The organism is Bacterioplanoides sp. SCSIO 12839 (assembly GCF_024397975.1).
In the GTDB taxonomy this organism is placed as follows: Bacteria; Pseudomonadota; Gammaproteobacteria; order Pseudomonadales; family Oceanobacteraceae; genus Bacterioplanoides.
The window spans coordinates 84756-109466 of the sequence record NZ_CP073745.1; the positions used below are offsets into that span (position 1 = coordinate 84756).

The following is a 24711-nucleotide window of genomic DNA, read 5'->3' on the forward strand; positions in this document are numbered from 1 at the left end:
CATCGTTTCGCAAGCAAACACCAGCTAAACTTCCTCTGGTATTACAACAATAATTTCTGAATAACGAGGCACTTGGTACTCAAGGTGGATAAAACACAGGAAGACGCGGCACAGCCGCCAGCGATTATTGATCTGGAAGCATCCGGTTTTGGTCGCGGCAGTTATCCAATCGAAGTGGGCTTTGCACTGGAAGATCGTCAGGTGCACAGCTTTCTGATTCGTCCTGCCCAGAGCTGGACCCACTGGAGTGAAGAAGCTGAGAAAATTCATGGCATCTCACGTGCGCAATTGCAGGAGCATGGTTTAAACCCGCGTGAAATTGCACTCAAAATGAATGAGCTGCTGGCTGGCAAAACCCTGTATTCGGATGCCTGGAGTTTTGACTCTTCGTGGATTGGCCGTTTATTTGATGAAGCAGAACTTATTCAGCGCTTCCGCATCGAAACGGTGAATAAGCTGCTTAACGAAGCGCAAATGGAAGCCTGGCATGACACCAAGCAACACCTCTGGGATGAATTAAATGTTGGCCGCCATCGGGCCGCCAATGATGTGAAAGTCTTACAGGAAACGTTTTTACGAGTGACTCAGTCATAAGCACTTAAAATATTGCGAAAGCATCGGCGCGACGTACGATGCTTTCAGTAGTCTTCCGGATAATCCGTATCCGGAAAATAATCACCTTCATATTCCAGTTCGTATAAGCCTTCAACGTCCAGTTCGTCGTGCTCAAAATCATCGAGCCAGAATTCACCTTCATCATCAAAGCCAATGTGAATACTGTCGTCGAACTCCATATCATCCAGGAGGTCGGGCAAATCGACTTCGAAACCTTCCAGATAAAACTCCGCATCCTCCATCGGGAAACCTTCCAGCCAGAACTCATCCGCTAATTCCAGCAGGCGGGAGAGAGGCATGGGTTGCCAGTCGTTAACGATAAACTGATCGTCCAGTAGCTCACCTTGCATGCTGATTGGCTGGTTCAGGTCGGGTGTGGAATCAGGGAATGTAAGCGCCTGGTCCCCTAATACATAGCTGCCTTCCAACGCCGATATTGGCCCGGCGAGCAGAGCCGTACGTTGTTCTGTGGTGCGGATCAGGCTGGCGCGAATGCTTTGATCGGGTGCGCGTAACCCACTGATCACTAACCATTGATCAACTTGCAGCTGTTCTGGTGCTAACAGTGTTTGCTGATTCAGAATGCGCGTTTGTTTATCGACAATAATGCGCTGACCCAAAATCTGCAGCTCGGTTTTATCGCTACTGATGCGCTGAATCGATGTCAGCGGCCCCGTGACATTATTAACCGAATGCACTTCCAGCGCCTGATAGTCGTCACCGTATTCGTCAGCCAATACTGCAACGACCTGACCCAGGCGAATATCACCGCGTTGGCTGTGTTCACCGTCACGGAAGTAACGCGTCTCGTCCGGTAGCAGGATGTGGCGATCATTCACCCAAATACTGCCAAAAGCGCTGACGCTGCCAACGATGGTGGTGTGTTTGGGTTTTTGTCCGGTGCCACCCAGGCCATTTTCAAGCGGTTGGCTACGTTGCTGATTCACCGGGCTGCCAGTACCGCCCAAACCATTACGCGCGTGTTTGCCGGAACCACCGAGACCATTTTCTGGATGAGAAAAAACAGGTTTGCCGGTGCCGCCCAGGCCATTTTCTGGCGTTGAGTTGAGGTATTCAAGGGCGCCGCGGTATTCAATGTTTGCCGAGCGAGAGGATTCCAGTGAGCGCCAGTTAGGCGGTGATGATGTACTGCAGGCAATCAGCAGGCAGCATAGTAGTCCGCTGGCGAATCTAGTGACTCGGCGCATTGTCCTGCTCCTCGTCGAACACATAGATGCCAATGTTGATTCGCTGTTGATGATTTTCTGCGGCATCTTGCTGCTTCAGCTCCAGAGCGCGCTGATTTAAACGCGTGAGCATTGCCATGCCTTCATCGGCGGCCAACTGTTTTAACTCGGCGACAGATGCTTCCGATAAGCCATCGTAATACAAACAACGTTCAAATTTAGGTGGCTGTTCTGACAGGTTATGACTGATGGTGGCAATATGGTCAGACAGGTTCATACCCAGAAAAAAGGCTTTCTCTTCGATTCCCTGTTGCGGCACAAATGCGCTGTCTGACAAGCGCAAAAAAAGCTCATTGTTTTGCTCGAAGGTCTCGGCAATACCAAGGCGCAACCATTCATCCAATACCACCCGCGCACGAATGTCTTTTTTGGCGACCTGCTCAACCAGGCTCTCAAAGCTGGGGGAATCGCTCTGCCGCTTAAAAGGCAAAGGCATGGGTTGGTGTGCTGCATCGCCATAGTGTGCCATCCAATAAGCGGCAATCTGCACTCCGAGGCTGACCGATTCTGGAGGCGTTTGTGCGTCATCAACCGGTGCCCGTAAACGTTTGATGTCTTTACGGTGGATGCCGGTTAACAGGCTTAAGCGGGTATCCGTCTGAGGCTTATCCGCCAGTGGGAAGTCACGCTCAGCCACCTCCACCATGGCTTTTTTCAGCCACTCCTGAATCACCGGGTAAGTGATTTGAAACGACAATAAGAGTTTCACCAACGGCTTTAATAGGCGCTGTACTGCCTGGTTGAGGGCGTTGGGAGCCGGGCTTTGGCTATTGGATAGGTCGCGGTTTTTCATATTCCAAGCATACTTCAGTGAGGGACTTTTTCCCACTTTGTTTGATTTTTCTTTGACAAGGGAAAAATTCCCACGTAATTTTAATTGCGTAGAGGGAAAATTTTCCACGCAAAAAAGGTTGTCATTATGAAGAAATTAATAGCATTCACTGCTTTGGGATTGTTGGCGGTCAATACCGGTGCTCAAACAATCGAGTCGCAACGGTCTCATCGTATTATCGGTGGTGAGAATGCTCCGACATCGGTTTACCCCTGGATGGTCTCGGTACAAAGCAAGCCGGGAGCGGAACACTTTTGTGGTGCCAGCCTTATTGCCAGCCAGTGGGTGTTAACGGCAGCGCATTGTGTGGAGAGTGAAGTGGCCAGTGGTATTCAGGTCTCGATTGCTGATCACGACCTGAGCAAAAATGATAGTGGAGAACAATTGCGAGATGTCAGCGATATTTATATTCATCAACAATATGGTGATGATCATGACATCGCACTGTTAAAACTAACGGCAGTGTCGGACAAAACACCGGTTGCTTTAGCGGATGCTAACTTTATGGCGAACCTGGCTGACGGTACAGAACTGACAACGATTGGCTGGGGGTTAACCCGAGACGGCGACGATGGCAGCTTGCCCAACATATTGCAGCAGGTAAAAGTACCTTTGTTTGCGCAAGCGAGTTGTAAAACAAACTATGCGCCGCTGAAAATTGATATTACCAACAATATGGTTTGTGCGGGCCTGGATGCGGGTGGTAAAGACTCCTGTCAGGGTGATAGTGGTGGCCCGCTGTTCGTTGAGTCAGGCGGCAGCATGGTACAGCTGGGTGTCACCAGTTTTGGTGAAGGTTGTGCTGTGGCTAAATTCCCCGGAGTCTACACGCGTGTTGCCGCGTATCGGGACTGGATCACCAAAGCTCAAAACGGTGAAGTTCCGGCTCATCAAGGTGGAGGCTCTGGTGGTGAAACCATTATGGAGTCGGTGTTAGGCCTGCCAGCTTATCTGGACATGTTTGTGAAAAAAAATGACACCAGCGTTGCGGCGACAGTGACTCTCACAAACCCACAAGATGCCAAAGAAAACCTGATGGTGAATGAGGTGGCGGTCACTGGCGATGGTTTCAGCCTGAAGCAGAATGGTTGTGATAACCAGGCTATTGAGGCGGGTAAAGGTTGTGATATTACCCTCCAATACCAGGCCTCACAGGGAACCGATACGGCAGAAGGTCAGTTATCCGTTAAAACCAATCATGCTCAGCATGGTGAAATTAACGTTGAGCTATATGTCATTAATGGCAATGAATTTGATGCCGAGATGAATTGCTCTTTGATGCAACAGTTAGGCATCGAATCCGGTGACTGTGATGCTTCTAATAAGCCGTCAGACAACAGCGCATCGGATAACAAGCCAAAAGAAGACGATGATGATGACGACAATAAATTATTGGGGGCATTAAACCCATGGATGCTGTTGGGACTACTGTTGTTGCCCGTTGTCAGTCGTCGCCGTTAAAACGTGATAAATGAAAATATCAACATCAAAATCAGCCGGGAATGCCCGGCTGCAAGGGGTTAAAAATGAAACTTAGCTTACTGCTATCCGTGCTGGTGCTGTTATCGGCTTGCAGCACATCGGGGAAAAGTCAGGAACCTGCTGAAACTATTTTTGGCTATCGCTGGCAGGGGAACCTGCTGTTCGTTGAGGTTACCAGTCATGGTTGTACTACGACGGAGGATTTTTCTCTGGTCTGGAAAGAAGACCTGCTATTGTTACAACGAGACACCCCTGACCGGTGTCGCCGGATGCCGTTTGTAACGACGTTGAATTTTGAAACCAAACGCATTCCTGGCCAATTTGTTACCCTCGAAAACCCCGTTAAGGAGAAGCCCTGAGTTATGATGCTGTTTGTTCGTGTGCTGTGTTTACTGTTGTTGATGAACACTTGGGCAGAGGCTCGCGAACAACTGAAGCTTAACTGGTCGACTTATCACTTTACTGGTGATTATGGCCGTGTGACGGGCATTGAAACAGAAACACTGGTTAACCAGCTATCGGTTAACTATCAACGCCCTCAATGGCAGTTGGGTTTCAGTCAGGCGTATTTATCGCAAACCGGCCCTCGTACATTGCTGATTGATGAATACGTGGATGAAGATGGCTTTTTAATCCGCGAATTTATTGAGCGTAATGAGGAGCGCCGTGGCCTGGGTGACCCCAATATTAAATTCAGTTATCAATGGCCAAAACAAACCTCTTATTATCGCCAGAGTGGCGGTTTGTGGCGCGCTTCCGGGCGTTGGAAAATTCCACTGGCGGATGATGAAAATGGCTTTTCGAATGGCCGCCATGAATGGTTTGCAGCAATACAGCGCAGCCAACGGTTTGACCAGCTGTCGCTGAGCATGACATTGGGTAGGCATTGGCGCACCCATAAACAGGATGCGGCCAATAATGCGCGAAATTATATCCGCTTATCGACCATGTTTTTCCCCGAACGGCGTATTGGCATTGGCGCTTCTTTTTATGCCAAACAAGCCTCAACCGGCTCGGTGGATGACGTACGCTCCGGTTCTTTAAACGGTTACTGGCGGATTAACCGCGACTGGTCATTGTCTGGCTCAGTCGGCAAAGGATTCAGCGATGTGGTGTCTGATCAGGTGTTTGGTCTTAACTTGTCACACCGATGGCGGTTGTAGTCTGTTAACAGAACGTTAATCGACGGATATAAAAAAGCCCGGGGTACTGTTGATAAACAATCCCCCGGGCTTTTTTGATGGTGAATTAGTTACCCGGCAATTGAGTTTTCACCAGAATCGTCGTCGTTTTCGCGCGGTTTAATCATACGCGAGAACAACACACCAATTTCAAATAACGAATACATCGGCAATGCCAGTACGGTTTGTGAAATCACATCCGGTGGTGTTACCAGCATGCCAACCACAAAACACCCCAGGAAGATATATGGGCGCTTTTCGCTTAATGACTGCACCGTTGTCACGCCTGTTAATACCATCAGAAAGGTGGCAATCGGAATTTCAAAAGCGATACCAAAAGCAAAAAAGATTTTGAGAATAAAATTCAGGATGTTGGCAATGTCGGGTAAAAACGATACGCCATCCGGACCGGTAGCGGTAAAGAAACCAAACACCAGTGGTAGCACCACAAAGTAGGCAAAAGCGATACCGGCATAAAATAAAATAATGCTGGAGATTAACAGCGGGATGCCAAACTTCTTTTCATGTTGATACAGCCCCGGAGCAATAAACGACCAAATCTGAAACAGAATAAATGGAATGGCTAATAAAATCGCCAGCACCATGGTCATTTTAAACGGCACTAAAAAAGGTGAGGCAACACCAGTCGCAATCATATCGCCGGTATTGGGTAGCAGATTTGAGAGCGGCTCAACCATGATCAGGTAAAGATCATTGGCGAAATAAAACATGCTTAAAAACAACGCCAGCACCAACAGTACCGACTTTAATAAACGATTGCGCAGCTCGATCAGATGCGAAACGAGCGGTTGTTCCTGATCTGTACTCATGAAGTTTTATGGTCGTCTGAAGAAGGTGATGGCGAAGCTGTCTGGGGTGTAGCTGTCTTAGGTGTAGTTGTCTGATGTGCTGCTGTTTGATCAGCAGGCGTGTCAGAGTCAACAACTGACGATGGGGCACTGGTCGCCGTATTCTGCTTTTGGTCGTCATCCATAAAGGTGGCGTACGGATCTTTGAGCTTTTCTCTCAACTCCTCCGTACGGGCATGACGCTCAAGGTCGTCCTGAATATTGCTCATGGTACGACGTACTTTGCCAATCAGCAGGCCCAGGCTGCGGGCAGCCTTGGGAAGTCGTTCCGGGCCCAGCACCAGCAGGCCCAGAATGGCAACGACCATTAATTCAAGAAAGCCGATATCAAACATCAGTGGCTATCTTATTGGTCTTTTTTGTCAGCAGATGGCTCTGCGCTTTTTTGAGCGGTTTTGGTTTCAGCAAAATCCGCGTCTTTTTCTAACTCATCGGCTTTTTCGTGAGTCAGATTTTTTGCTTCTTCGTCTTTTTTCTCAGCGGGGTCTTCGTTCATGGCTTTTTTGAAGCCTTTCACAGCGCCGCCTAAGTCACCGCCCAGAGAACGCAGTTTTTTGGTGCCAAAAATCATAATGACAATGGCCAGTACAATTAATAATTGCCAGATGCTGATACCACTAAGCATGAGATTTCCTCTTCTTGTTGCACTTCTGGTGAGAGTGCTTATTTATAAATATTTAATCTTTTGGTGTGCGGGATGCTTTTTCTTCCAGCCCGGACATATCAAAACGTCGAGCCAGTTCATTGATCACGGCTTCCGGGCGTTCGCCCAGTTGTGCCAGTGCCACCAGGCTATGAAACCATAAATCGGCGGTTTCGTAGATAACGTCTTGGTTATCACCGCTGGTTTCGGCATCTTTGGCTGCCAGAATGGTTTCGGTGGCTTCTTCGCCGACCTTTTCCAAAATTTTGTTCAGGCCTTTGTGATACAGGCTGGCAACGTAAGAAGAATCTTTGGAAGCCCCTTTGCGTTCTTCCAGAATGTCGCCCAAAGCCGAGAGAATATCGCTCATAGCTGTTTCATTTTCATTAAGATTGATGTGACCGAATGACTCAGTAGATGTCTTTCGGGTCTTTTAATACCGGGTCAACTGCGACCCATTCGCCATCTTGGAATACCTGATAAAAGCAGCTTTCACGGCCTGTATGACAGGCAATCCCGCCGATCTGTTCAACCTGCATGACGATCACGTCGGCATCACAGTCCAGGCGCAGTTCGTGTAGCTGTTGTACATGACCGGATTCTTCACCTTTGCGCCAAAGCTTCTGACGCGAACGTGAGTAATAAATGGCGCGGTTTTCTTTGGCGGTCAGCTCCAGTGCTTCCCGGTTCATCCAGGCCATCATCAGGATACGACCTGTTTGGTGGTCCTGGGCAATCGCCGGAACCAGGCCGTCGTTGTCCCACTTTACCGCGTCTAACCAGTTGTTCATGGTGTTCTCTACATCGTATGCGCTTGCACCGTATGGCGGATAAACAAGCTGAATTCAAGCGATGGAGGATACCGTAAGGGAGAAGTATGTGAAAGTTGCTGCTGTCAGAAAGCAGGAAAGGCCGACATTATTTGACGACCTTTCCTGCGGTTGCATCAGCAATTACTGAAGGCGGGTTACACGAATGGCAACCGCTGGTTGATCAAAGCGGTGTGAGTTATTCAGTGCTGAGGTCGCCAGACCCTGATCACTAGTAATCACACCCTGATGGAAGGTAACCTTGTTCAGAATGTCATCACGAGCAGCATTGGTGCCCTCACCGCCAGCCGCAGGCCCCGGCATGGTGGCTGCGGTTTCGGTATTCGCTTCGGTACCAGCATCCCAAACCGGGCCGTTCCAGCGCATGCTGTCACCTACGGCCATATTGCCCAGTGAGACATTATTCACACCGGTGAAGGCATCGTTGGTATTCGCCAGCATCGTCAGGCCAGTCAGGTATAAACCTTCGGTGGATGAAACACCATCGATGGTCATCGTGAAGGTACGATTACCACCTGGAGCAACAACCGCCGGACCCGCATACGTTTTTAATACCGCATCATTTGTACCGGCAGCCGTTAACAGTGCTTGTGGTGAGCCACTCTCTGCCAGATCTTCCAGCTCAACCGACGCTGCTTCACCTTCGTCAAAGGCCAGGTAACCACTGCGGTGAACAATCACGGCGGCAGGTGTTTGAGGTTGGCCTGCTGTCAGGTTAGTCAGCGAAATCTGTAACTGAACCTGGCTTGGCTGCGGTTGAGGCTCTGGCTGTGGTTGCGGTTGCGGCTCAACAACCGGGTCCGGTGCGGTAATACGAGGTGTGTCGTCATCGTCATCATCACCGCCACAAGCGACCAGCATGGCGCTGATCAGCGGTAATACCGCGATTTGTTTTAAAGTACGTAAACCCATTGTGGTTCTCCTTACTTAACGGCTTATTGAACAACAACGGTTAAGCGAGCAACCGGGTTTAACCAGCGGTGAACCGCACTGTTGATATCCGAAGCACCGCCATTAGCATCGAGATCACCCAGGTTGCCACGGTGAATATGAACCACACCGTTTTCATCACCGGTTGGGCCAACACCCGTACCGCCAGAAGTCACAACACCATTGCCACCCGGGTTACCAAACGTCGTCAGGAAAGGTGGGTTAGGTTGTGACGAAGCCAATTCATCGTTGTATTCGGTACCGGCATCGTAAGCGTTCAGGTTGATGGTGTAGGTACCGGCTTCAGATGGAATTTTCCAGTTGCTTAAACCAACAAAACCATCGTTGGTAGGCAGCAACATGGCAGCCAGCGACAGGTAGTCGTTGCCGTCGTCGGTGCTGATGTTAAACGTTACTTTGGCGCCGGGGGCAACCGGGCCATTAGAAGCGCCAGGTGCTGCGCTGTTTCCACCATCAGAAACATTGGCTGATGCGTTGGTTGCTGCGGTAACCAGGTCACCAATTGCACCGCCCTCGGCCATCAGTTCCAGCGCGGCGCTGGCGGCACTGCCGGTTTGAAAAATGCTGATGTTGTCATCGTGCGCGGCAGCAAATACCGGAGTGAAATAAACGCCCTGAGTTGCATTCGTGAGTGTGATTTCTAACTCAGCGGCTTGTGCGGCGCTGGCTGCAGCGATTAAACCCACTGCTGTGGCTAATTTCTTGATCATGGTGTGATTCCTATCCTGTCCGAAAATAATGTTGTTATTGTGCGCACATCGGGTAAGAGGCAGGCTCAGCGGCAGGAGTTCAAAAAATAAAAAAATTATTTTTTGGGATATTTTTCAGGAATTTGTAGTCCCGCTGAAAAACAAATCCATTAAAGAAAATTAATGGAACTAAACACAAAAAAGCGGAAGTAGACGACTACTTCCGCTTTGTTTAAATAACAATAAATAATGCTGTTTATCAGCTCTGAATTGTTGCTCAGGCCTTTAATAATAACCAGACAATGCCAAGTCCGGTTAACGATAAACCGGCAATTTCAGGAATGCCCAGCGTAAAGGCCTGCCACCAACTGAACAAACCAGCCATTGTGGTTAAGGTACCTAAGGTCTGGTGACGCTTCTGAATTTGTTGTTGTTGCAGTGCCTGATGCAGCTGCACAATTTCTTGCTGCAACGATTGCTGATTCTCATCCATATGGTTCAGGCGAGATAATGCACCATGAACCAGGCCGGGAATCTGAGGTGCTTTTTCGATCCAGCCGGGCAGCTGACGTTTTAATTCCTGGTAGGCCGCTTTCGGGCCAAAGCGGTCGCGCATCCAGCGTTCCAGATACGGTTTGGCCGTGCTCCATAAATCCAGTTGCGGATAAAGCTGGCGACCGAGGCCTTCAATGTTCAGGAGGGTTTTTTGCAGTAGCACCAGCTGTGGTTGAACTTCCATATTAAAGCGGCGGGCGGTGCTGAATAACTGAATCAGCACCTGGCCAAAGGAAATTTCAGCCAGTGGTTTATCAAAAATGGGCTCACAAACACTGCGAATCGCTGCGGCAAATTCGTGCACTTTGGTACTGGGCGGTACCCAGCCGGAATCAATGTGTAATTGTGCGACCTGATGATAATCCTGATTAAAAAAGGCCAGCAGGTTCATGGCCAGATAATGCTGATCTTCTTCGGTCAGCGTACCTACGATGCCACAATCAATCGCAATGTATTGTGGTGACGATGGATTATTGCGTGAGACAAAGATATTGCCGGGGTGCATATCGGCATGAAAGAAGCTGTCGCGAAACACCTGGGTAAAAAAGATTTCCACACCGCGTTCAGCCAGCACTTTCATATTGGTGTTTTGTGTATTCAGCTGTTCGATGTCTGCGACAGGAATACCATAAATGCGCTCGCTCACCATCACTTTGCTGCGGCAATATTCCCAGAAAACTTCGGGCAGGTAGAGGCTGTCTGAATCGGCAAAGTTACGTTTAAGTTGGGTGGCGTTCGAGGCTTCAATTTGCAGGTTGAGTTCGCCGTAAATCGTGTGGCGATAATCTTCAACCACTTCCAATGGCTTCAGACGGCGGCCATCGGCGGAATATTTCACCAGCAGTTTTGCCATAAACTCCAGTAATTGCAGGTCACGCTCAATGGTGTTTTCAATACCCGGACGAACGACCTTAACCACCACTTCCTGATCGCCGTATTCACTGTCTTGAGGTAAGCGAGCGGTATGTACCTGAGCAATGGAAGCCGAGGCTAATGGCTGTGGTGAGAATTCTGAAAACAATTGCTCAATTTTCTGACCCAGCTGATCTTCGATTAAGGCAATGGCCAAATCACTGTCGAACGGCGGTACATCATCCTGTAAGCGGCGTAACTCTTTAACAATATCGTCGGGGATCAGATCCGGGCGAGTCGATAAAATCTGGCCGAATTTTACAAAGATCGGTCCAAGCGCTTCGAGTGCCAAACGCAAACGGGCACCACGATTAAGCTTGCTGGGTACCGGATTTAATCGCCATGGTGCTAACCACAGAGCAATTCGCAGTGACAATGGCAGCTGTTCAACCGGTACCAGACTGTCGAGGCGGTATTTGGTGAAGATAAAAAGAATTTTCCACAGTCGCCAGAGGTTGGCCATACGGGAAGTCCTGAAGTAATTAAGATTCTAAGAAAGTGATACGGGCCTGAAGGCGATCGGTGGCTAAGCGCAGTTCATCGACCTGGCTGGCAAATTCACTGAGTTGCGGTTCTGGAGTCACCACCTGAGCTTCGTCTTCGAGATATTCTTTGGCCGCAACGGTATAGGTCGTGCTGGTTGAGCGTCCCCATTTCATCAGGCCACGCAATCCTTTGCCCAACTGGTGAGCCAGCAAGCTGCCGGTCAGTGGCTGGATCAGGGCTTCCCAATCAATATCCAGTTGTTGCAGTACCTTGGTGAGGGTGATGGATAACTCGGTATCGCCGTCCATATCAATGGCGCTGTTGATCAACTGATTGGCTTTGTCATCGGCTTTGGCCAGCGCAATAAAATCGCTGAGACGGCCCGACATAGTGACATCCGGCTGCGCTTCATTGTGCAGGCTGAGACTGACCCCATGATCGGAGAGACGCAGATACACGGCGCTGAAACCATCAATCTGAACACACAACAAACGCCCGGCATGGTCAGCAAACACCTGCAGTGTTGCCGGGTCTTGTTGCAGCAGTTGATTGATTGATGCCTCAAGTGGCACCAGAACGCCTTGCAGCAGTGTGGGATTATTCCCCAAGCGTGTGATCAAACTGGTGAGTGCGCCCATTTCAGGTCAGTTCCTCAGGGTTTAATGCCCCGGTGCAGTGCGACAACACCGCTGGTCATATTGTGATAAGTACAGCGCACCAGACCGGCGTCTTCCATCATACCTTTCAGGGTTTCCTGATCCGGGTGCATACGGATGGATTCCGCCAGGTATTTATAACTCTCAGAGTCATTAGCCACGACCTTGCCCATAAACGGCAACGCGGTGAAGGAATACAGGTCATAGGCTTTGCTCATCAGCGGGTTGGTTGGTTTGGAGAATTCCAGTACCAGTAAACGGCCGCCGGGCTTTAATACCCGAGCCATCGAGCGCAAGGCTTTGTCTTTGTCGGTGACATTACGCAGGCCAAAGGCAATGGTGATGACATCAAAAGTATCGTCTGCAAACGGCAGGCATTCGGCATTGGCCTGAACGTATTCGATATTACCGACATAACCCTGATCTGTAAGGCGATCACGGCCGACATTCAGCATCGACGAGTTAATGTCAGCCAGCACCACACCGCCGGTTGGTCCAACAATTTTAGAGAACTTTTTGGTCAGGTCACCGGTACCACCGGCCAGGTCCAATACTTTATCGCCCGGGCGTACACCACTCATATCAATGGTGAAACGTTTCCACAAACGATGAACACCGAATGACATCAGGTCATTCATCACATCGTATTTTGCCGCCACCGAGTGAAAAACATCGGCCACCATGGCCTGCTTTTTTTCGGAATCAACGGTCTGATAACCAAAGTGTGTTTTATTGTCTGACATGATGACCTTCTTGTTCGGGCCTGAGACTCGTGTTTATACGGGTCAGGAAATAACGTTGCAGGCATTTTACCCAGCCACCAGGAGAATGTCTTGTGCTGAGTCAGGCGCTGACGGTAGGCTTAGCGGTAAAAATACTTAAAAGAACAACAAAAGGCTCTGTGTATGATCATCATGAATAAAATCGCCATGCTTGTTTTCTGGTTGCTGGCTGTTATTGCCTGGCAACAAGGGTGGCAGGACTGGTTAGGCCTGTTGCCTACCATTGCGCTTGCGGTGGCGGGTATTCACGTACTGGAAGTGGCGTATTTCTGGTTTGCGCTGAAAAAGCGCAGTGATAAACCGGTTCTGGATGCGCTGCAGATATTAATTCACGGTATTTTCCATATGCAGCGTTTTATTAAGGCTGAAAGTGAAAACTGATCGATTCGGTTAGAAGCAGAAGACTCTGGACATAAAAAAAACCGAAGCTGAGGGTACTCAACTTCGGTTTTTTTATGTCAGCAACGACTTCTTGGAACAGAAATAAAACCGTTAGCTTTGTGTTGTTGGCTGACTTGCTGGTGCGGCTGCTGGACTTTGCGTTGCTGACGGGTCTTGAGTGGCCGACGGTGTTGCTTGTGGTGCCGGAGCAGGTTGAGCCAACCAACCATTCAACATCTCAATGTCTTTAGGGTTCAGCGTGCCCGCATAAAACTTCAGATTCAGCAGGTTTTCAATGTAGTCGTAACGGGCATTGGCGTAATCACTCTGCGCACGGAACAGATTACGCTGGGCATCCAGCACTTCCACAATATTACGGGTACCCACTTCATAACCGGTTTCAGTGGCTTCTAAAGCACTTTCTGCGGAAACAATGGCCTGCTTACGGGCTTTCACATTCAGCACATCGGTTTTCACCAGGCGGAATAAACTACGGATGTTTTGTTTGACCGTACGGCGTTCATTTTCCAGCTGATATTCCGACGCTGCAAACTGCTTAGCCGATTGTTTGCTTTGACTGTATAACGAGCCACCAGCCAGCAATGGTACCGATAACTGCACACCAATGGCGGTGGTTTCCTGATTGTAAGTATCGTCACCAGTGAATGATGGCTGATCACCGTCGGTGTAAGAAGCAATCAGATTAACCGATGGTAAGTGGTTGGAGCGTGTGGCGTTACGTTGCAAGCGAACCGCTTCTTTATTGGCTTCTGCCAGACGTAACCCCGCGTATTTGGCCATGCCAGACGCCAGCCATTCATCGGCGACGGCAGGCTGAGGCATCTCCATCGCCACATCGGCTCGTAGTGGTGTCACGGTATCAAAGTAATTACCGGTTAAGCGCTCCAGTGCTTCATAGCTGATATCCACATTGGCTTCCTGGCCCAGCAGGTTCACGTAACTTAAGTCATAACCGGCTTGTGCTTCGTGTACTTCGGTGATGGCAATCAAACCCACATCAAAACGTTGTTGGGTTTGCTCCAGAGAGCGTTTAACCGCTTTTTCTTCTGCTTGAGCAGCCGATAGATTGTCTTGTGAGCGCAAGACATTGAAGTAGGTTTGTGCACTGCGTAACAGCAGTTGTTGCTCTGATAATTGCAGCTGATATTCCGCCACATCATCACCGGCAACGGCAGACTGATAGGTATACCAGCTGTTCAGGTTAAACAGTGCCTGCGATGCCTGCAGTTGCAATTGATTTTGGTCGTAGTTTCGTTCGGGTACGCTGCCGACTCCAGAAACATCAGACTCCACATCAATCTGAGTGACACTGTAGTTCAGGCTGGCCTGAGGTAATAAGCCACCACGAGCAGTGCCGACGTTATAACTGTTGGCTTCACGGTTGGCGCGAGCCACCGCAATTTCTGCGTCATTGCTGACCGCATATTGGTAAATGGTGCTAAGGTCGGCAGCTTGCGACAAGTTGCTGGCGATAATGGCAGCACTCAGAGTCAGGATTTTTTTCATAAGGTCGGGCCTTTGGCATCCATGTAAAATAAAGTGGGCTGATTCTAACAGAATAAATAGGGCTCAAAATGCCTTTATTGTTCCAAATTTAAAGACAGACTGTGCAGTGACCAGGGCACTCTGCAGAAGTAATCTTTTCAACAATAAGAGTCAACAACGAGAGAGTAAAGCATGACTGCAAGATCGGAAACCCCATTGTCTTCTGCGGTTTTACGCCGGGCCGAATTCAGTGCATCAGACGTTGAAGTCGTTCAGCAAGAACGCAGTTTTAATGGATTTTTTGCGATTGATACGGTGACGCTGAAACACAAACGCTTCGAACAGGGCTGGACGGAGGAATTCACCCGTGAATTGTTTGAGCGCGGTGAAGCCGTGTGTGTTTTGTTGTATGACCCTGACCGCGATTGTGTGGTGTTAGCCGAGCAGTTCCGTATTGGTGCTTTAAACGATGAACGTTCACCGTGGTTACTTGAGCTGGTGGCTGGCATGGTGGAGCCGGGCGAGTCGTATGTGGAGGTGGCTGAGCGTGAAACCCAGGAAGAAGCCGGTTGTGACTTTTACCAGCTCATACCCATTTGTAATTATTGGGTATCACCCGGCGGAACCAGTGAACGGGTGCAATTGTATTGTGGTCTGATCGACAGTGCCGGTGTAGGAGGAATTCATGGGCTGGAGCAGGAGAATGAAGACATTCGACTGCACACTCTGCACTTCGAACAGGCTTATGGTGCGATTGAAACCGGGGTGATTAACAATGCTGCTACCATTATGGCGCTGCAATGGTTGAAGATTCATCATGGCCAATATTGCAAGCGTTAGCGGGTGAATAGAAAACGCTTTGCTTAGTTGCTTTTATTATTTCCCATGGCCGTTGCTAATAACATTGGTTAGTCTGCGTGCTGTTTTAACGATGGGTTTGGAGTTCTGATTGCTGCGTAAAAAACGTTATGTGCCTGACCTGCAGGAGTTGTCATCGCTGGCCGAAAAAAACTACCTGCGCTTTTTTAAACTGTTCCCGCAGATGGAAGCAGGCAGTGAGCGCACCTTTATAATTCGTGGTTCGGGTGAGCATGAAGCACGGATCATTATCCGTGTCGAAGAAGTGCACCCCTACACCACCATGTTAGAAATTATTCAACAGGGGTTGAGCCCGGAGTGGATTCAGCCGCCAAGAATGCAGGTACGTTTGTATCATGATGCCAACATGGCTGAAGTATTGAGTTACCAGAATCAGAAACGCTTTGAAGGACGTTATCAGTACCCGAACCCAACGATGCGCTTACCCGATGAAAAATTACAGTTAAACCGATTTCTGGCGGATTGGCTGGATCATTGCCTACACTATGGTCATGTGGATACGCCGTTTGCGTTTACCCCTGATCTGTCATGAATCTGGCGGTCAGCATGCTGATAACAGCCAGATTTCCGGGTAGTTTGTAAAACGCGGTAAAAAAACGTCGGCAGCACCACAAAAGTGTGAACCAGGTCTCAGTTGCCGGAGCTCTGGCTTAGCTAAAGTGGAATGTGCGAATAATAAGAGGGAGTGGGTACAGACGTGTTCTCACTGGAAGCGAATGATTCAGTTCATCTGGTTCAGATTACCGATACACATCTGAATGAACCGGAAGATGGCCACCTGTTGGGGATGCAAACATTGCATAGCCTGCATTGTGTGCTGGATCGCGTGCGCATGGAGCAAAATCATATTGATGCCTTATTGGTGACAGGTGACTTGTCACAAGACGGCTCAATGCAGTCCTATCGCCACTTACAGAAAGCACTCAGCGATTTTTCCTGTCCTTCCTTCTGGTTAGAAGGCAACCATGATAATCCGACCAATCTGGCTGAAGCAGATGCTGGCAATCATCACCTTGAGCGTGTTATTCGTACACGCCACTGGCAAATTATCATGCTCAACTCACAGGTTGTGGGTAAGGTGTATGGTCGCCTGGATGAGCAGCAGCTTAAGCTATTAGACTCCGCACTCTCGGAGCAACCACAATTACATACGCTGGTGTGTTTTCACCATCATCCGGTGGACATGGAGTGCGATTGGATCGATGGCATTGGTATCAGAAATGCCGATGATTTCTGGCAAGTCATCGATCGTCATGACAACGTTCGTGCGGTACTTTGGGGGCATGTACATCAAAGCAGTGATCGTATGCGTGGCAATGTCAGACTGCTATCAACACCGTCAACCTGTGTTCAGTTTGAGCCGCATACTCAGGACTTTTCTGTTGATCGTCGGGCGCCGGGTTATCGCCAGTTAACACTCAATGCGGATGGCAGTATTGATACCACCGTCAGTCGTGTTGATGATATTGAGTTTGACGTGGATTATTCCGTTAAAGGCTACTAAACGGTTGCATACCTGAGGAATCCCCTTGAGCGCTTGTCTTTATTTGCACGGCTTCCTGAGCTCGCCACACTCTCAGAAAGCACAACAGCTGATGTCTTATTATCAGCAACATCGTCCTTCTGATGAGCTGGTTATCCCGGCATTACCTTTTGAACCTGAGACGGCCATACAGTTGGCCGAAGACACCTTAACGCAACTGCAACAACGCCATAGCCAGGTGTACCTGATTGGCAGTTCTCTGGGCGGTTTTTATGCCACGTTCCTGGCTGAAAAATATCAGTTGCCAGCTGTTCTGGTGAACCCGGCGGTGAGGCCATTTGAATTATTCGCCGATTACCTCGGTCCGAATACCCACTTTTATACTGGCGAAGTTCATGAACTGACGATGACACACATCGCCCAGCTGCAGGCACTGAATATTGATCCGATTCAGCAGCCACAAAATTTGCTGCTGTTATTACAAACCGGTGATGAAACACTGGACTATCGTCAGGCTGCTCAGCTGTATCGGGCTTGTCCTTCCTGGACGGAAGGCGGGGGCAATCACAGCTTTGAGCAATTTATTGAACGTATGCCAACCGTGCTGGAGTTTATTCGCCAGCATTACGATGTGTGATCAATCATTCTGTTATTACCAGATTATCTCGTACTTTAGTTTGACCATTATATTTTGTGGCTGTGCTAGCCTTGAATAACGGAGTTATTGGGCAGTTGTGTGCAAATGGCAAGCAATCTAAAACGCATATTTGCAGCGATGTTATTGCTGCTGCTTGGCATGCTGATTCATCACTACGTTGTGGTGATTGCAGACCCAACCGCCGCTGAAATAACAAACGATCATGAGGCAATTCATATAACCGAAGGTTACCTGGTCGATCCGGATCATTTATTAGCCTTGCCTGACGTACTTCAAGCCCCAGCCTTTATTGCGGATCGCTCTCTTGAGCAGGTGCCCTGGCGTTTTGGTCAGCAGGCGTATTGGTTGCGCCTGAAGGTTCGTAACACCAGTACCACCGATCAGTCATTGGTTGCTTATTTTTCCAATCCGATGATTGAACAGCTGACGGTTTATCAGTCTGATTCTCGCCTCGATACGGCGAAAGCTTCCTGGCGAAAAACGGCACTGGGTTGGCAGTCGGTTGATTTGTCGGTGAAACAGCGAGCATTCCCGACTTACGACATTTATCTGCGAGCACATTCTGAGACTCATCTTGTCGTGCGCATTGCAACGGCTGGTATTGCCAAAACTCCGGTTCATCTCTACTCCAGCGAAGACTTCAATACGCTGACACAAATGACTTTTCTGTTGTGGGGGAGTTTTGTAGGAGTGTTGGTGGTGATGTCGTTATTTAATCTGGTGTTGTTTGCCGGATTAAAAGATGGCGTCTATCTGGTTTATGTCGGTTATATCGTGTCGGTATTGATGATGCTGGGTGTGGTGATGGGGTTTGGTCACTATATCTTTCCGGAAGCAGCGATGCGTTGGTTGCGCCTTCATATTGTGCCCATCAATTTGTCGGTGGTGATTTTTACTCTTTCGTTTGCCTTGTTATTTTTTGATGCTTCCGGGAAAAAAAGCCGGGTTACCCGATGGTGTATCCGTTATGCCCAATTACTGATCGCTCTGGCGGTTATTTTTCTGTTTGTTCCGGAATATCTGGCGGCACCGATTTTCTTTGCTGCACTGGCGTTTTTGTATCCGCTGATTGGGCTTTTTCTGTTCCAGCAATTCAAACTCAAGCAGCGCTGGGCTCGTTATTACATGCTGTCCTGGATTCCCTTGATTGCGGGAGGGGCGATTCAGCCAATGAGTTTGATTGGCACCATCGAAGGAACCTTTTTGACCCTGCATGCCATGATGATTGGTGTGTCAATTGAAGTGGTGCTGATGGCGATGGGGCTTGCCAGACGGATGCAATATAAAAAAGAACAGGCGCTGTTTGATGCCGTTCATTATCCGGGGACACAATTACCCAACGCGGCGTTGCTTGAAAGGCACACCAAAGAACTTATCAAAAACCAGCAGCGTTTTGCCATTTGCCTGATCGAAGTTGCTGATTTCTCATCTCTGCAACCCTATATCAGCTCAACAGATACCAACGACCTGATGATTATGATCTCGCGGGTGGTGAACCGTGAATTAATGTTCCAGCCGCAATTTCCGATATTGGAAGAAGGTGAGCATCAGGACCACAAGCTGGCCCAACTGAAAGACGGATTGCTTGCTGTGGTGCTGACGGAAGCCGCAGAAACTAACTCCGAACTGTTTGATACCATTCGCCAGCACCTCGATTCCGGTGCTCAGATTGGCGAGTTGTACATTGCGCTGGCGGTGAACTTTGGCGCTTCAGATTTTGATTATCACCACGATGAACAATCGCTGGATGTTTTAAAACAAGCACAACAAGCACTGGAACAAGCCAAATACACGTCATCCGGTATTGAATTTTATCGCGCTGATCAGGCCTACAACTTTGCTCAACGTTTGTCGCTGGCGGCCAGTTTGCAGGCTGCGCTGCGCAACCATGAACTGGAGTTATACTATCAGCCACAGATTAATCTGCAAACGGGGCGGGTTGATGGTTCCGAAGCCTTATTACGCTGGCATCATCACGAGCTGGGTTATGTGCCGCCGAATGAATTTATTCCGTTGGCAGAAGATACCGGCATCGTGAATGAAATTACCCTGTGGGTGATTGAGCGCGCCTGCCAGGATCTGGAAATACTGAAAGCGCGTGGCTATTTACAGCACAATGTCTCGGTCAATATCAGTGGCAAAGACATTGCTGAACCGAGCTTTCTCACAAATGTGCGGCGTATTCTCAGTCAATATTCGTTTCCGCTGAACAGTCTGACGTTTGAGTTGACGGAATCGGCGACGGTGCGAGATTTTCACCTGCTGACAGAGACGCTTGAGGCGCTGGCGGAGATCGGGGTTCAGATTGCAATTGACGATTATGGTACGGGGTATTCTTCGTTGTTTTATATTGCTGAGTTGCCCTTTACGGAACTGAAAATAGACAAAAGTTTTGTCTCCGACCTGGATACTTCAGAGCGTCATCGCACCATTGTGAAAACCACTGTTGAGATGGCCAAAAGCATGGGCTTAAAAGTGGTCGCCGAAGGCATTGAGTCCGTCGCCATTGAGGCGCTTTTGCGAGAGTATGACTGCCACATCGCTCAGGGCTTTTATTACCAGAAGCCGATTCCTTTTGATCAGTATCTGCAGTGGCTTATAAAACAGTCATAATCACGGTTATACTGAGCGGCATTTCAGATTCAGCTAGCAAGAAACCAAACCCCTTATGGCGAATAAACAATATACAGCCCAATCGATCGAAGTCCTCAGTGGCCTTGATCCGGTTCGTAAACGTCCCGGTATGTACACCGATACCACCCGCCCGAATCACCTGGCTCAGGAAGTCATTGATAACTCAGTGGATGAGGCGTTAGCCGGACATGCCAGTACCATCGAAGTGACATTGCATGGTGATGGCTCGATGACGGTGTTGGATGATGGCCGTGGTATGCCAACGGATATTCACCCGGAGCATGGCGTTTCTGGTGTCGAGCTGATCCTGACCCAGTTACATGCGGGGGGTAAGTTCTCCAACGATAACTATCAGTTCTCGGGTGGTTTGCACGGTGTGGGTGTTTCTGTGGTAAATGCCTTATCCAAAGTGCTGGAAGTGACGATCTGGCGTGATGGCCAGGTACAACGCATTGGCTTCCAGAACGGTGATAAAGCGCTCGATCTGCAAGTAGTTGATAGCTGCGGTAAAAAACGCACCGGTACCAGTGTTCGTTTCCTGCCGGATGCGCAATATTTTGATTCGTCTAAGTTTTCGGTGCCGCGGTTAAAACATGTGCTGCGTGCCAAAGCTGTTTTATGTCCGGGCCTGCGCATTAAATTTAATGCCCCAAATGCCGAAGACAGCGCCGAGTGGTATTACGAAGACGGCCTGAAAGACTATTTAAAAGTCAGCTCCACCGGTTACGAAACACTCCCCGCCGATCCGTTCACCGGCACCATGACGGGTGAAACCGAAGGAGTCGATTGGGCAGTGCAGTGGCTGCCGGAAGGTGGCGAGTTATGCCAGGAAAGTTACGTCAACCTGATTCCTACGGCGCAAGGCGGTACCCATGTGAACGGCTTCCGTTCCGGTTTGTTGGATGCTTTACGCGAGTTCTGTGAATTCCGTAATTTATTACCGCGTGGTGTTAAGTTAACACCGGATGATTTGTGGGAGCGCTGCTCGTTTGTATTATCGGCAAAACTGGCCGATCCACAATTTGCTGGGCAAACCAAAGAGCGTTTGTCATCCCGTGAAGCATCATCGTTTATTTCCGGCGTGGTGAAAGATTCTTTTGCATTGTGGTTAAACGAACACACGGCAGAAGCAGAATTGCTGGCCGAGATGGCGATCTCCAGCGCTCAGAGCCGTTTACGGAAGTCGAAAAAAGTCGCGCGTAAAAAGATCACTCAAGGCCCGGCATTGCCCGGCAAGTTGGCCGACTGTACCGGTCAGGACAGCGAACGCACCGAACTGTTCTTGGTGGAAGGTGACTCGGCGGGTGGTTCGGCGAAGCAGGCCCGTGATCGTGAATTCCAGGCCATCATGCCGCTGCGAGGCAAAATCCTGAATACCTGGGAAGTGGATTCGGGTGAGATTCTGGCGTCAGAAGAAGTTCATAACATTGCTGTGGCTTTAGGAATTGATCCGGCGACCGATAACCTTGATGGGTTACGTTATGGAAAGATTTGCATTCTGGCTGATGCCGACTCGGATGGACTACATATTGCCACTTTGTTGTGTGCATTATTTGTTCGTCATTTCCGTAAGCTGGTAGCAGAAGGTCACGTGTTTGTGGCGATGCCGCCGCTGTACCGCATCGATGTGGGTAAAGACGTCTATTATGCATTAGACGAAGCGGAAAAATCCGGTGTGCTGGAGCGCATTAAGGCTGAGAAAAAACGCGGCAAGGTTAACGTGCAGCGCTTTAAAGGTCTGGGTGAAATGAACCCGATGCAATTGCGTGAAACCACTATGGACCCGAATACTCGTCGCCTGGTGCAATTGTCTCTTGAGCCGGGAGATGGTACCAATGAATTAATGGATATGTTGCTGGCGAAAAAACGCGCTTCTGACCGCAAGAGCTGGTTAGAAACACGAGGTAATGAAGTCGAGATTGCCTGACCGTATCCAATGACAAGGTGCCGCTGCGGCGGCACCTGAACTGAGTGACACGGAAGGACCAAGCAATGCGACGACCGCGCTGGCGAATTAACGCTTTTTTATTTATTGGCTTGTTGCTGCTATCGCCGCTTACACAGGCGATTGAAATCAATCTCTCGGCTTACCAGCCACTCGTCTTTTCTCAGCATTGGCTGTGTCTGCTTTCATCTGTTTTACTTTTGTTGCTGTTTAGTGGACTTTTTTTCTGGGCCGGGAAACAGGTTCAACGTCGTAAAGCGTCAGAGCTGTTAGTGGATTCTAAAACTGAACTGATCCGCAGTATGTTAAATGCTCTGCCGGAGATTATTTTTTATAAAGACAAAAACGGCATTTACCAGCATGGTAATACGCGTTTTTCAGACTTTATGGGATCTCGGGTTGATGATCTGATCGGCAAAAATGACTTTGAAATATTTGACCACGAAACATCGCGATTTTTCCGCCAGATGGACCGTGAAGCGATCGATGCCGGTCGCCCAAAAATCAATGAAGAATGGGTTGAAGGAGGAGATGGCAATCACCGTTTGTTGGAAACCCATAAATGCCCACTCTATGATCATAACGGAGAGTGCATCGGTATATTGGGTTATTGTCGCGACATCACTCTGCAGCGCCAGAGTGAAGAAAACCTTCAGCACATTGCTTATCACGATCCGCTGACAAATCTGCCGAATCGCTTACGGTTGGCCGAACGTCTGGACTATGCCTTACAGCTTAGTAAGCGCGACAGTGAACTATTGGCGGTTATTTTTCTCGACCTGGATCGCTTTAAACATATTAACGACACCCTGGGCCATGCCATTGGCGATATTCTGTTAAAGGATGTGGCTCAGCGTCTGCGTGATAATGTGCGGGACTCGGATATTTGTGCACGCTTAGGCGGCGATGAATTTGTGGTGGTGCTGACACAGATGAACTCCCGGGTGGAAATTGAGAATAAGTGCCAGCAGCTGCTGGAGGCCGTTGCGCAACCGTATCAGCTTCAGAATCATCAGGTGTCGGTATTCACCAGTGCTGGCATCAGTTATTTTCCTGATCATGCGTCCACCACCGATCAGCTGCTTCGTGATGCCGACGCCGCGCTGCAGGCGGCCAAAGGAGAAGGGCGTAACCGCTATTATGTGTTCCACGAAGAACTAAGCCAGACGCAGCATTCGTATCGCAGCCTGGAGCAGGACATGCGTATGGCACTGGATCGCGGCGAATTTTCGTTGGTGTATCAGCCGCAGTTTCGTTTGGGCGAAACCCACCCTCGTCGCGTTGAAGCCTTAGTGCGCTGGTCACATCCGTATCGCGGCGGCATTTCTCCCCATGATTTTATTCCGATTGCTGAAACCAGTGGGTTAATGAGTGAACTGGGCTTGTGGATAATTGAAACTGCCTGCCTGCAGTTCCTGAGCTGGAAAAAGCAAGGTGTGCCATTGGATCGGATCGCGGTGAATGTGTCCGCGATGCAGTTCAGTGCCCAGTTTGCCGATCAGATTATTACGTTATTACAGCGATTGGAGTTCGACCCGCAATGGCTGGAATTGGAAGTCACCGAGTCGTTAATGATGTCGGTGACCACCGAGGTGTCACAGCAGCTACAACGTTTACATGAAATAGGGATTGAGTTCGCCATTGATGATTTTGGCACCGGTTATTCCAGCCTCAGCAAAATTAAAGCGTTACCACTGAACGTATTAAAAATAGACCAATCGTTTGTGCGTGATATCAACGACGATGTGAATGATTATGAAATTGCCCGGGCTATTGTGCTGATGGCCAAAAGCCTGGGACTGACGGTGATTGCTGAAGGCGTCGAAAACCGTGAACAAGAGCAAACCCTGAAACGCCTGGGCTGCGAATGGGTGCAGGGGTTTTATTATTCGGCGCCGATGGATGCGTCACGCTTTTTCCGGCGCTACTGCCAATAGCGGTAGCGCGTTTTTGATTTGGATTAATCCTTACGGGTCAGTGATAAAAAGCCACCCAAAGCCAGCAATAACATCGCGCAAGCGATCAGAATCGCGACCGGATAATACAGGTTGCCGGCTAACTCCAGCTGACTGTATTTGATGATCATAATCAGTGCTTCCAGCACCAGGGCGATACAAACCGTGCCCACAAACCGTGTGATGGTACGGCGCATGGTCTGAAAGATATTGCCGCCGTTTTCTTCGGCGGTGTATTCCTTGCCAACTCCCAATCCCAGCTCATACATCGCCAGTGCAATCACCAGTGTGTTAATCGACTTAATCACCAGCGTGACCATATCGACGTCGTTATCCGCCAGGCCTCCGATAAAAATCTGAAAAGAGGAGATAATCAGGGTGATGGCAATAATGTGGAACAGACCGGAGAACAGGTACGCAGCTCCGAACTTATAAAAACGCAACATGGAAATTCCTTATGTCAGTACGTAATCACTATTTTGTGATGAGGCTCAGTATAAACTAACAGCCGTTGCCATGGTGCAGATTGATACAGGCCAA

Annotated in this window: 26 protein-coding genes; 12 read left to right on the forward strand and 14 right to left on the reverse strand. The window is 49.1% G+C overall.

Annotated features, from left to right (window positions below):
* The first annotated feature begins 84 nt into the window (after positions 1-84).
* Positions 85-594: a hypothetical protein gene (locus tag KFF03_RS00390; protein ID WP_255858314.1), complete on the forward strand. Its 510-nt coding sequence runs from the start codon at positions 85-87 to the stop codon at positions 592-594.
* 44 nt (positions 595-638) lie between these two features.
* Here KFF03_RS00390 and KFF03_RS00395 read toward each other — a convergent pair whose 3' ends face one another.
* On the reverse strand, positions 639-1823 hold the full coding sequence (locus tag KFF03_RS00395; protein ID WP_255858315.1) for a DUF5666 domain-containing protein: 1185 nt from the start codon (positions 1821-1823) through the stop codon (positions 639-641).
* Positions 1807-2655, reverse strand: a complete 849-nt coding sequence (locus KFF03_RS00400; protein ID WP_255858316.1) for a DUF6502 family protein — start codon at positions 2653-2655, stop codon at positions 1807-1809. Before KFF03_RS00400 ends, KFF03_RS00395 begins: the two co-directional genes overlap by 17 nt.
* Positions 2656-2781: 126 nt before the next feature.
* Here KFF03_RS00400 and KFF03_RS00405 point away from each other — a divergent pair, with 126 nt between their 5' ends.
* From KFF03_RS00405 to KFF03_RS00415, 3 genes are all read left to right on the forward strand, one after another.
* Positions 2782-4155, forward strand: coding sequence for a serine protease (locus KFF03_RS00405; protein ID WP_255858317.1), 1374 nt, complete (start codon positions 2782-2784; stop codon positions 4153-4155).
* Between the two features lie 65 nt (positions 4156-4220).
* A complete protein-coding gene (locus KFF03_RS00410) occupies positions 4221-4535 on the forward strand; it encodes a hypothetical protein (RefSeq protein ID WP_255858318.1) in 315 nt (104 codons plus the stop codon).
* A gap of 3 nt (positions 4536-4538) precedes the next feature.
* Positions 4539-5339 carry a hypothetical protein gene (locus tag KFF03_RS00415; protein WP_255858319.1) on the forward strand — a complete coding sequence of 267 codons (801 nt, stop codon included), beginning with the start codon at positions 4539-4541 and terminating at the stop codon, positions 5337-5339.
* Between the two features lie 89 nt (positions 5340-5428).
* On the opposite strand, the gene tatC is transcribed toward KFF03_RS00415, so the two are convergent.
* The 10 genes from tatC to ubiE form a co-directional block, all read right to left on the reverse strand.
* Complete coding sequence (tatC, locus tag KFF03_RS00420) at positions 5429-6187, reverse strand: twin-arginine translocase subunit TatC (protein ID WP_255858320.1); 759 nt, start codon at positions 6185-6187, stop codon at positions 5429-5431.
* Positions 6184-6561, reverse strand: a complete 378-nt coding sequence (gene tatB / locus KFF03_RS00425; protein ID WP_255858321.1) for a Sec-independent protein translocase protein TatB — start codon at positions 6559-6561, stop codon at positions 6184-6186. The genes tatC and tatB overlap by 4 nt, the downstream gene beginning before the upstream one ends.
* A gap of 11 nt (positions 6562-6572) precedes the next feature.
* On the reverse strand, positions 6573-6851 hold the full coding sequence (tatA, locus tag KFF03_RS00430) for a Sec-independent protein translocase subunit TatA (protein ID WP_255858322.1): 279 nt from the start codon (positions 6849-6851) through the stop codon (positions 6573-6575).
* A gap of 52 nt (positions 6852-6903) precedes the next feature.
* Positions 6904-7239, reverse strand: a complete 336-nt coding sequence (locus tag KFF03_RS00435; protein ID WP_255858323.1) for a phosphoribosyl-ATP diphosphatase — start codon at positions 7237-7239, stop codon at positions 6904-6906.
* Positions 7240-7279: 40 nt separating this feature from the next.
* Positions 7280-7660: a phosphoribosyl-AMP cyclohydrolase gene (gene hisI / locus KFF03_RS00440; protein WP_255858324.1), complete on the reverse strand. Its 381-nt coding sequence runs from the start codon at positions 7658-7660 to the stop codon at positions 7280-7282.
* Positions 7661-7822: 162 nt separating this feature from the next.
* Positions 7823-8611 carry a spondin domain-containing protein gene (locus tag KFF03_RS00445; RefSeq protein WP_255858325.1) on the reverse strand — a complete coding sequence of 263 codons (789 nt, stop codon included), beginning with the start codon at positions 8609-8611 and terminating at the stop codon, positions 7823-7825.
* A 23-nt stretch (positions 8612-8634) separates the two neighbouring features.
* The gene (locus KFF03_RS00450) at positions 8635-9360 is read right to left on the reverse strand and encodes a spondin domain-containing protein (RefSeq protein WP_255858326.1); all 726 of its coding nucleotides are present in this window, start codon (positions 9358-9360) and stop codon (positions 8635-8637) included.
* Positions 9361-9616: 256 nt separating this feature from the next.
* Complete coding sequence (ubiB, locus tag KFF03_RS00455) at positions 9617-11269, reverse strand: ubiquinone biosynthesis regulatory protein kinase UbiB (protein ID WP_255858327.1); 1653 nt, start codon at positions 11267-11269, stop codon at positions 9617-9619.
* 19 nt (positions 11270-11288) lie between these two features.
* Complete coding sequence (locus tag KFF03_RS00460; RefSeq protein WP_255858328.1) at positions 11289-11930, reverse strand: SCP2 domain-containing protein; 642 nt, start codon at positions 11928-11930, stop codon at positions 11289-11291.
* A 14-nt stretch (positions 11931-11944) separates the two neighbouring features.
* Entirely contained in the window at positions 11945-12691 is a 747-nt protein-coding gene (gene ubiE, locus KFF03_RS00465; RefSeq protein WP_255858329.1) for a bifunctional demethylmenaquinone methyltransferase/2-methoxy-6-polyprenyl-1,4-benzoquinol methylase UbiE, read from the reverse strand.
* A gap of 162 nt (positions 12692-12853) precedes the next feature.
* On the opposite strand from ubiE, the gene KFF03_RS00470 reads away from it, so the two are divergent.
* Positions 12854-13111: a DUF1145 domain-containing protein gene (locus KFF03_RS00470; protein ID WP_255858330.1), complete on the forward strand. Its 258-nt coding sequence runs from the start codon at positions 12854-12856 to the stop codon at positions 13109-13111.
* Between the two features lie 111 nt (positions 13112-13222).
* On the opposite strand, the gene KFF03_RS00475 is transcribed toward KFF03_RS00470, so the two are convergent.
* A complete protein-coding gene (locus KFF03_RS00475) occupies positions 13223-14638 on the reverse strand; it encodes a TolC family outer membrane protein (protein WP_255858331.1) in 1416 nt (471 codons plus the stop codon).
* A gap of 171 nt (positions 14639-14809) precedes the next feature.
* Between KFF03_RS00475 and KFF03_RS00480 the strand changes: the two genes are divergently transcribed.
* From KFF03_RS00480 to KFF03_RS00510, 7 genes are all read left to right on the forward strand, one after another.
* Positions 14810-15457, forward strand: a complete 648-nt coding sequence (locus tag KFF03_RS00480; protein ID WP_255858332.1) for an NUDIX domain-containing protein — start codon at positions 14810-14812, stop codon at positions 15455-15457.
* A 109-nt stretch (positions 15458-15566) separates the two neighbouring features.
* Entirely contained in the window at positions 15567-16028 is a 462-nt protein-coding gene (locus tag KFF03_RS00485) for a DUF1249 domain-containing protein (RefSeq protein WP_255858333.1), read from the forward strand.
* Between the two features lie 165 nt (positions 16029-16193).
* Positions 16194-17000, forward strand: coding sequence for a 3',5'-cyclic-AMP phosphodiesterase (cpdA, locus tag KFF03_RS00490; RefSeq protein ID WP_255858334.1), 807 nt, complete (start codon positions 16194-16196; stop codon positions 16998-17000).
* Between the two features lie 25 nt (positions 17001-17025).
* Entirely contained in the window at positions 17026-17616 is a 591-nt protein-coding gene (locus KFF03_RS00495; protein WP_255858335.1) for a YqiA/YcfP family alpha/beta fold hydrolase, read from the forward strand.
* Positions 17617-17721: 105 nt separating this feature from the next.
* A complete protein-coding gene (locus tag KFF03_RS00500) occupies positions 17722-20250 on the forward strand; it encodes an EAL domain-containing protein (protein ID WP_255858336.1) in 2529 nt (842 codons plus the stop codon).
* Positions 20251-20305: 55 nt separating this feature from the next.
* On the forward strand, positions 20306-22198 hold the full coding sequence (gene parE, locus KFF03_RS00505) for a DNA topoisomerase IV subunit B (protein ID WP_255858337.1): 1893 nt from the start codon (positions 20306-20308) through the stop codon (positions 22196-22198).
* Positions 22199-22263: 65 nt separating this feature from the next.
* A complete protein-coding gene (locus KFF03_RS00510) occupies positions 22264-24153 on the forward strand; it encodes a bifunctional diguanylate cyclase/phosphodiesterase (RefSeq protein ID WP_255858338.1) in 1890 nt (629 codons plus the stop codon).
* A 23-nt stretch (positions 24154-24176) separates the two neighbouring features.
* On the opposite strand, the gene KFF03_RS00515 is transcribed toward KFF03_RS00510, so the two are convergent.
* The gene (locus KFF03_RS00515; RefSeq protein WP_255858339.1) at positions 24177-24617 is read right to left on the reverse strand and encodes a hypothetical protein; all 441 of its coding nucleotides are present in this window, start codon (positions 24615-24617) and stop codon (positions 24177-24179) included.
* Positions 24618-24711: the final 94 nt, after the last annotated feature.

Bases quoted from the DNA above. Each gene is read 5' to 3' on its own strand.
- KFF03_RS00435 (WP_255858323.1), bottom strand. From the start codon at position 7,239: ATGAGCGATATTCTCTCGGCTTTGGGCGACATTCTGGAAGAACGCAAA.
- KFF03_RS00405 (WP_255858317.1), top strand. From the start codon at position 2,782: ATGAAGAAATTAATAGCATTCACTGCTTTGGGATTGTTGGCGGTCAAT.
- KFF03_RS00500 (WP_255858336.1), top strand. From the start codon at position 17,722: ATGGCAAGCAATCTAAAACGCATATTTGCAGCGATGTTATTGCTGCTG.
- KFF03_RS00510 (WP_255858338.1), top strand. From the start codon at position 22,264: ATGCGACGACCGCGCTGGCGAATTAACGCTTTTTTATTTATTGGCTTG.
- hisI (WP_255858324.1), bottom strand. From the start codon at position 7,660: ATGAACAACTGGTTAGACGCGGTAAAGTGGGACAACGACGGCCTGGTT.
- KFF03_RS00475 (WP_255858331.1), bottom strand. From the start codon at position 14,638: ATGAAAAAAATCCTGACTCTGAGTGCTGCCATTATCGCCAGCAACTTG.
- KFF03_RS00480 (WP_255858332.1), top strand. From the start codon at position 14,810: ATGACTGCAAGATCGGAAACCCCATTGTCTTCTGCGGTTTTACGCCGG.
- tatB (WP_255858321.1), bottom strand. From the start codon at position 6,561: ATGTTTGATATCGGCTTTCTTGAATTAATGGTCGTTGCCATTCTGGGC.
- KFF03_RS00415 (WP_255858319.1), top strand. From the start codon at position 4,539: ATGATGCTGTTTGTTCGTGTGCTGTGTTTACTGTTGTTGATGAACACT.
- ubiB (WP_255858327.1), bottom strand. From the start codon at position 11,269: ATGGCCAACCTCTGGCGACTGTGGAAAATTCTTTTTATCTTCACCAAA.
- KFF03_RS00515 (WP_255858339.1), bottom strand. From the start codon at position 24,617: ATGTTGCGTTTTTATAAGTTCGGAGCTGCGTACCTGTTCTCCGGTCTG.
- KFF03_RS00460 (WP_255858328.1), bottom strand. From the start codon at position 11,930: ATGGGCGCACTCACCAGTTTGATCACACGCTTGGGGAATAATCCCACA.
- KFF03_RS00450 (WP_255858326.1), bottom strand. From the start codon at position 9,360: ATGATCAAGAAATTAGCCACAGCAGTGGGTTTAATCGCTGCAGCCAGC.
- tatC (WP_255858320.1), bottom strand. From the start codon at position 6,187: ATGAGTACAGATCAGGAACAACCGCTCGTTTCGCATCTGATCGAGCTG.
- KFF03_RS00410 (WP_255858318.1), top strand. From the start codon at position 4,221: ATGAAACTTAGCTTACTGCTATCCGTGCTGGTGCTGTTATCGGCTTGC.
- KFF03_RS00400 (WP_255858316.1), bottom strand. From the start codon at position 2,655: ATGAAAAACCGCGACCTATCCAATAGCCAAAGCCCGGCTCCCAACGCC.
- KFF03_RS00445 (WP_255858325.1), bottom strand. From the start codon at position 8,611: ATGGGTTTACGTACTTTAAAACAAATCGCGGTATTACCGCTGATCAGC.
- ubiE (WP_255858329.1), bottom strand. From the start codon at position 12,691: ATGTCAGACAATAAAACACACTTTGGTTATCAGACCGTTGATTCCGAA.
- tatA (WP_255858322.1), bottom strand. From the start codon at position 6,851: ATGCTTAGTGGTATCAGCATCTGGCAATTATTAATTGTACTGGCCATT.
- KFF03_RS00470 (WP_255858330.1), top strand. From the start codon at position 12,854: ATGATCATCATGAATAAAATCGCCATGCTTGTTTTCTGGTTGCTGGCT.
- KFF03_RS00395 (WP_255858315.1), bottom strand. From the start codon at position 1,823: ATGCGCCGAGTCACTAGATTCGCCAGCGGACTACTATGCTGCCTGCTG.
- parE (WP_255858337.1), top strand. From the start codon at position 20,306: ATGGCGAATAAACAATATACAGCCCAATCGATCGAAGTCCTCAGTGGC.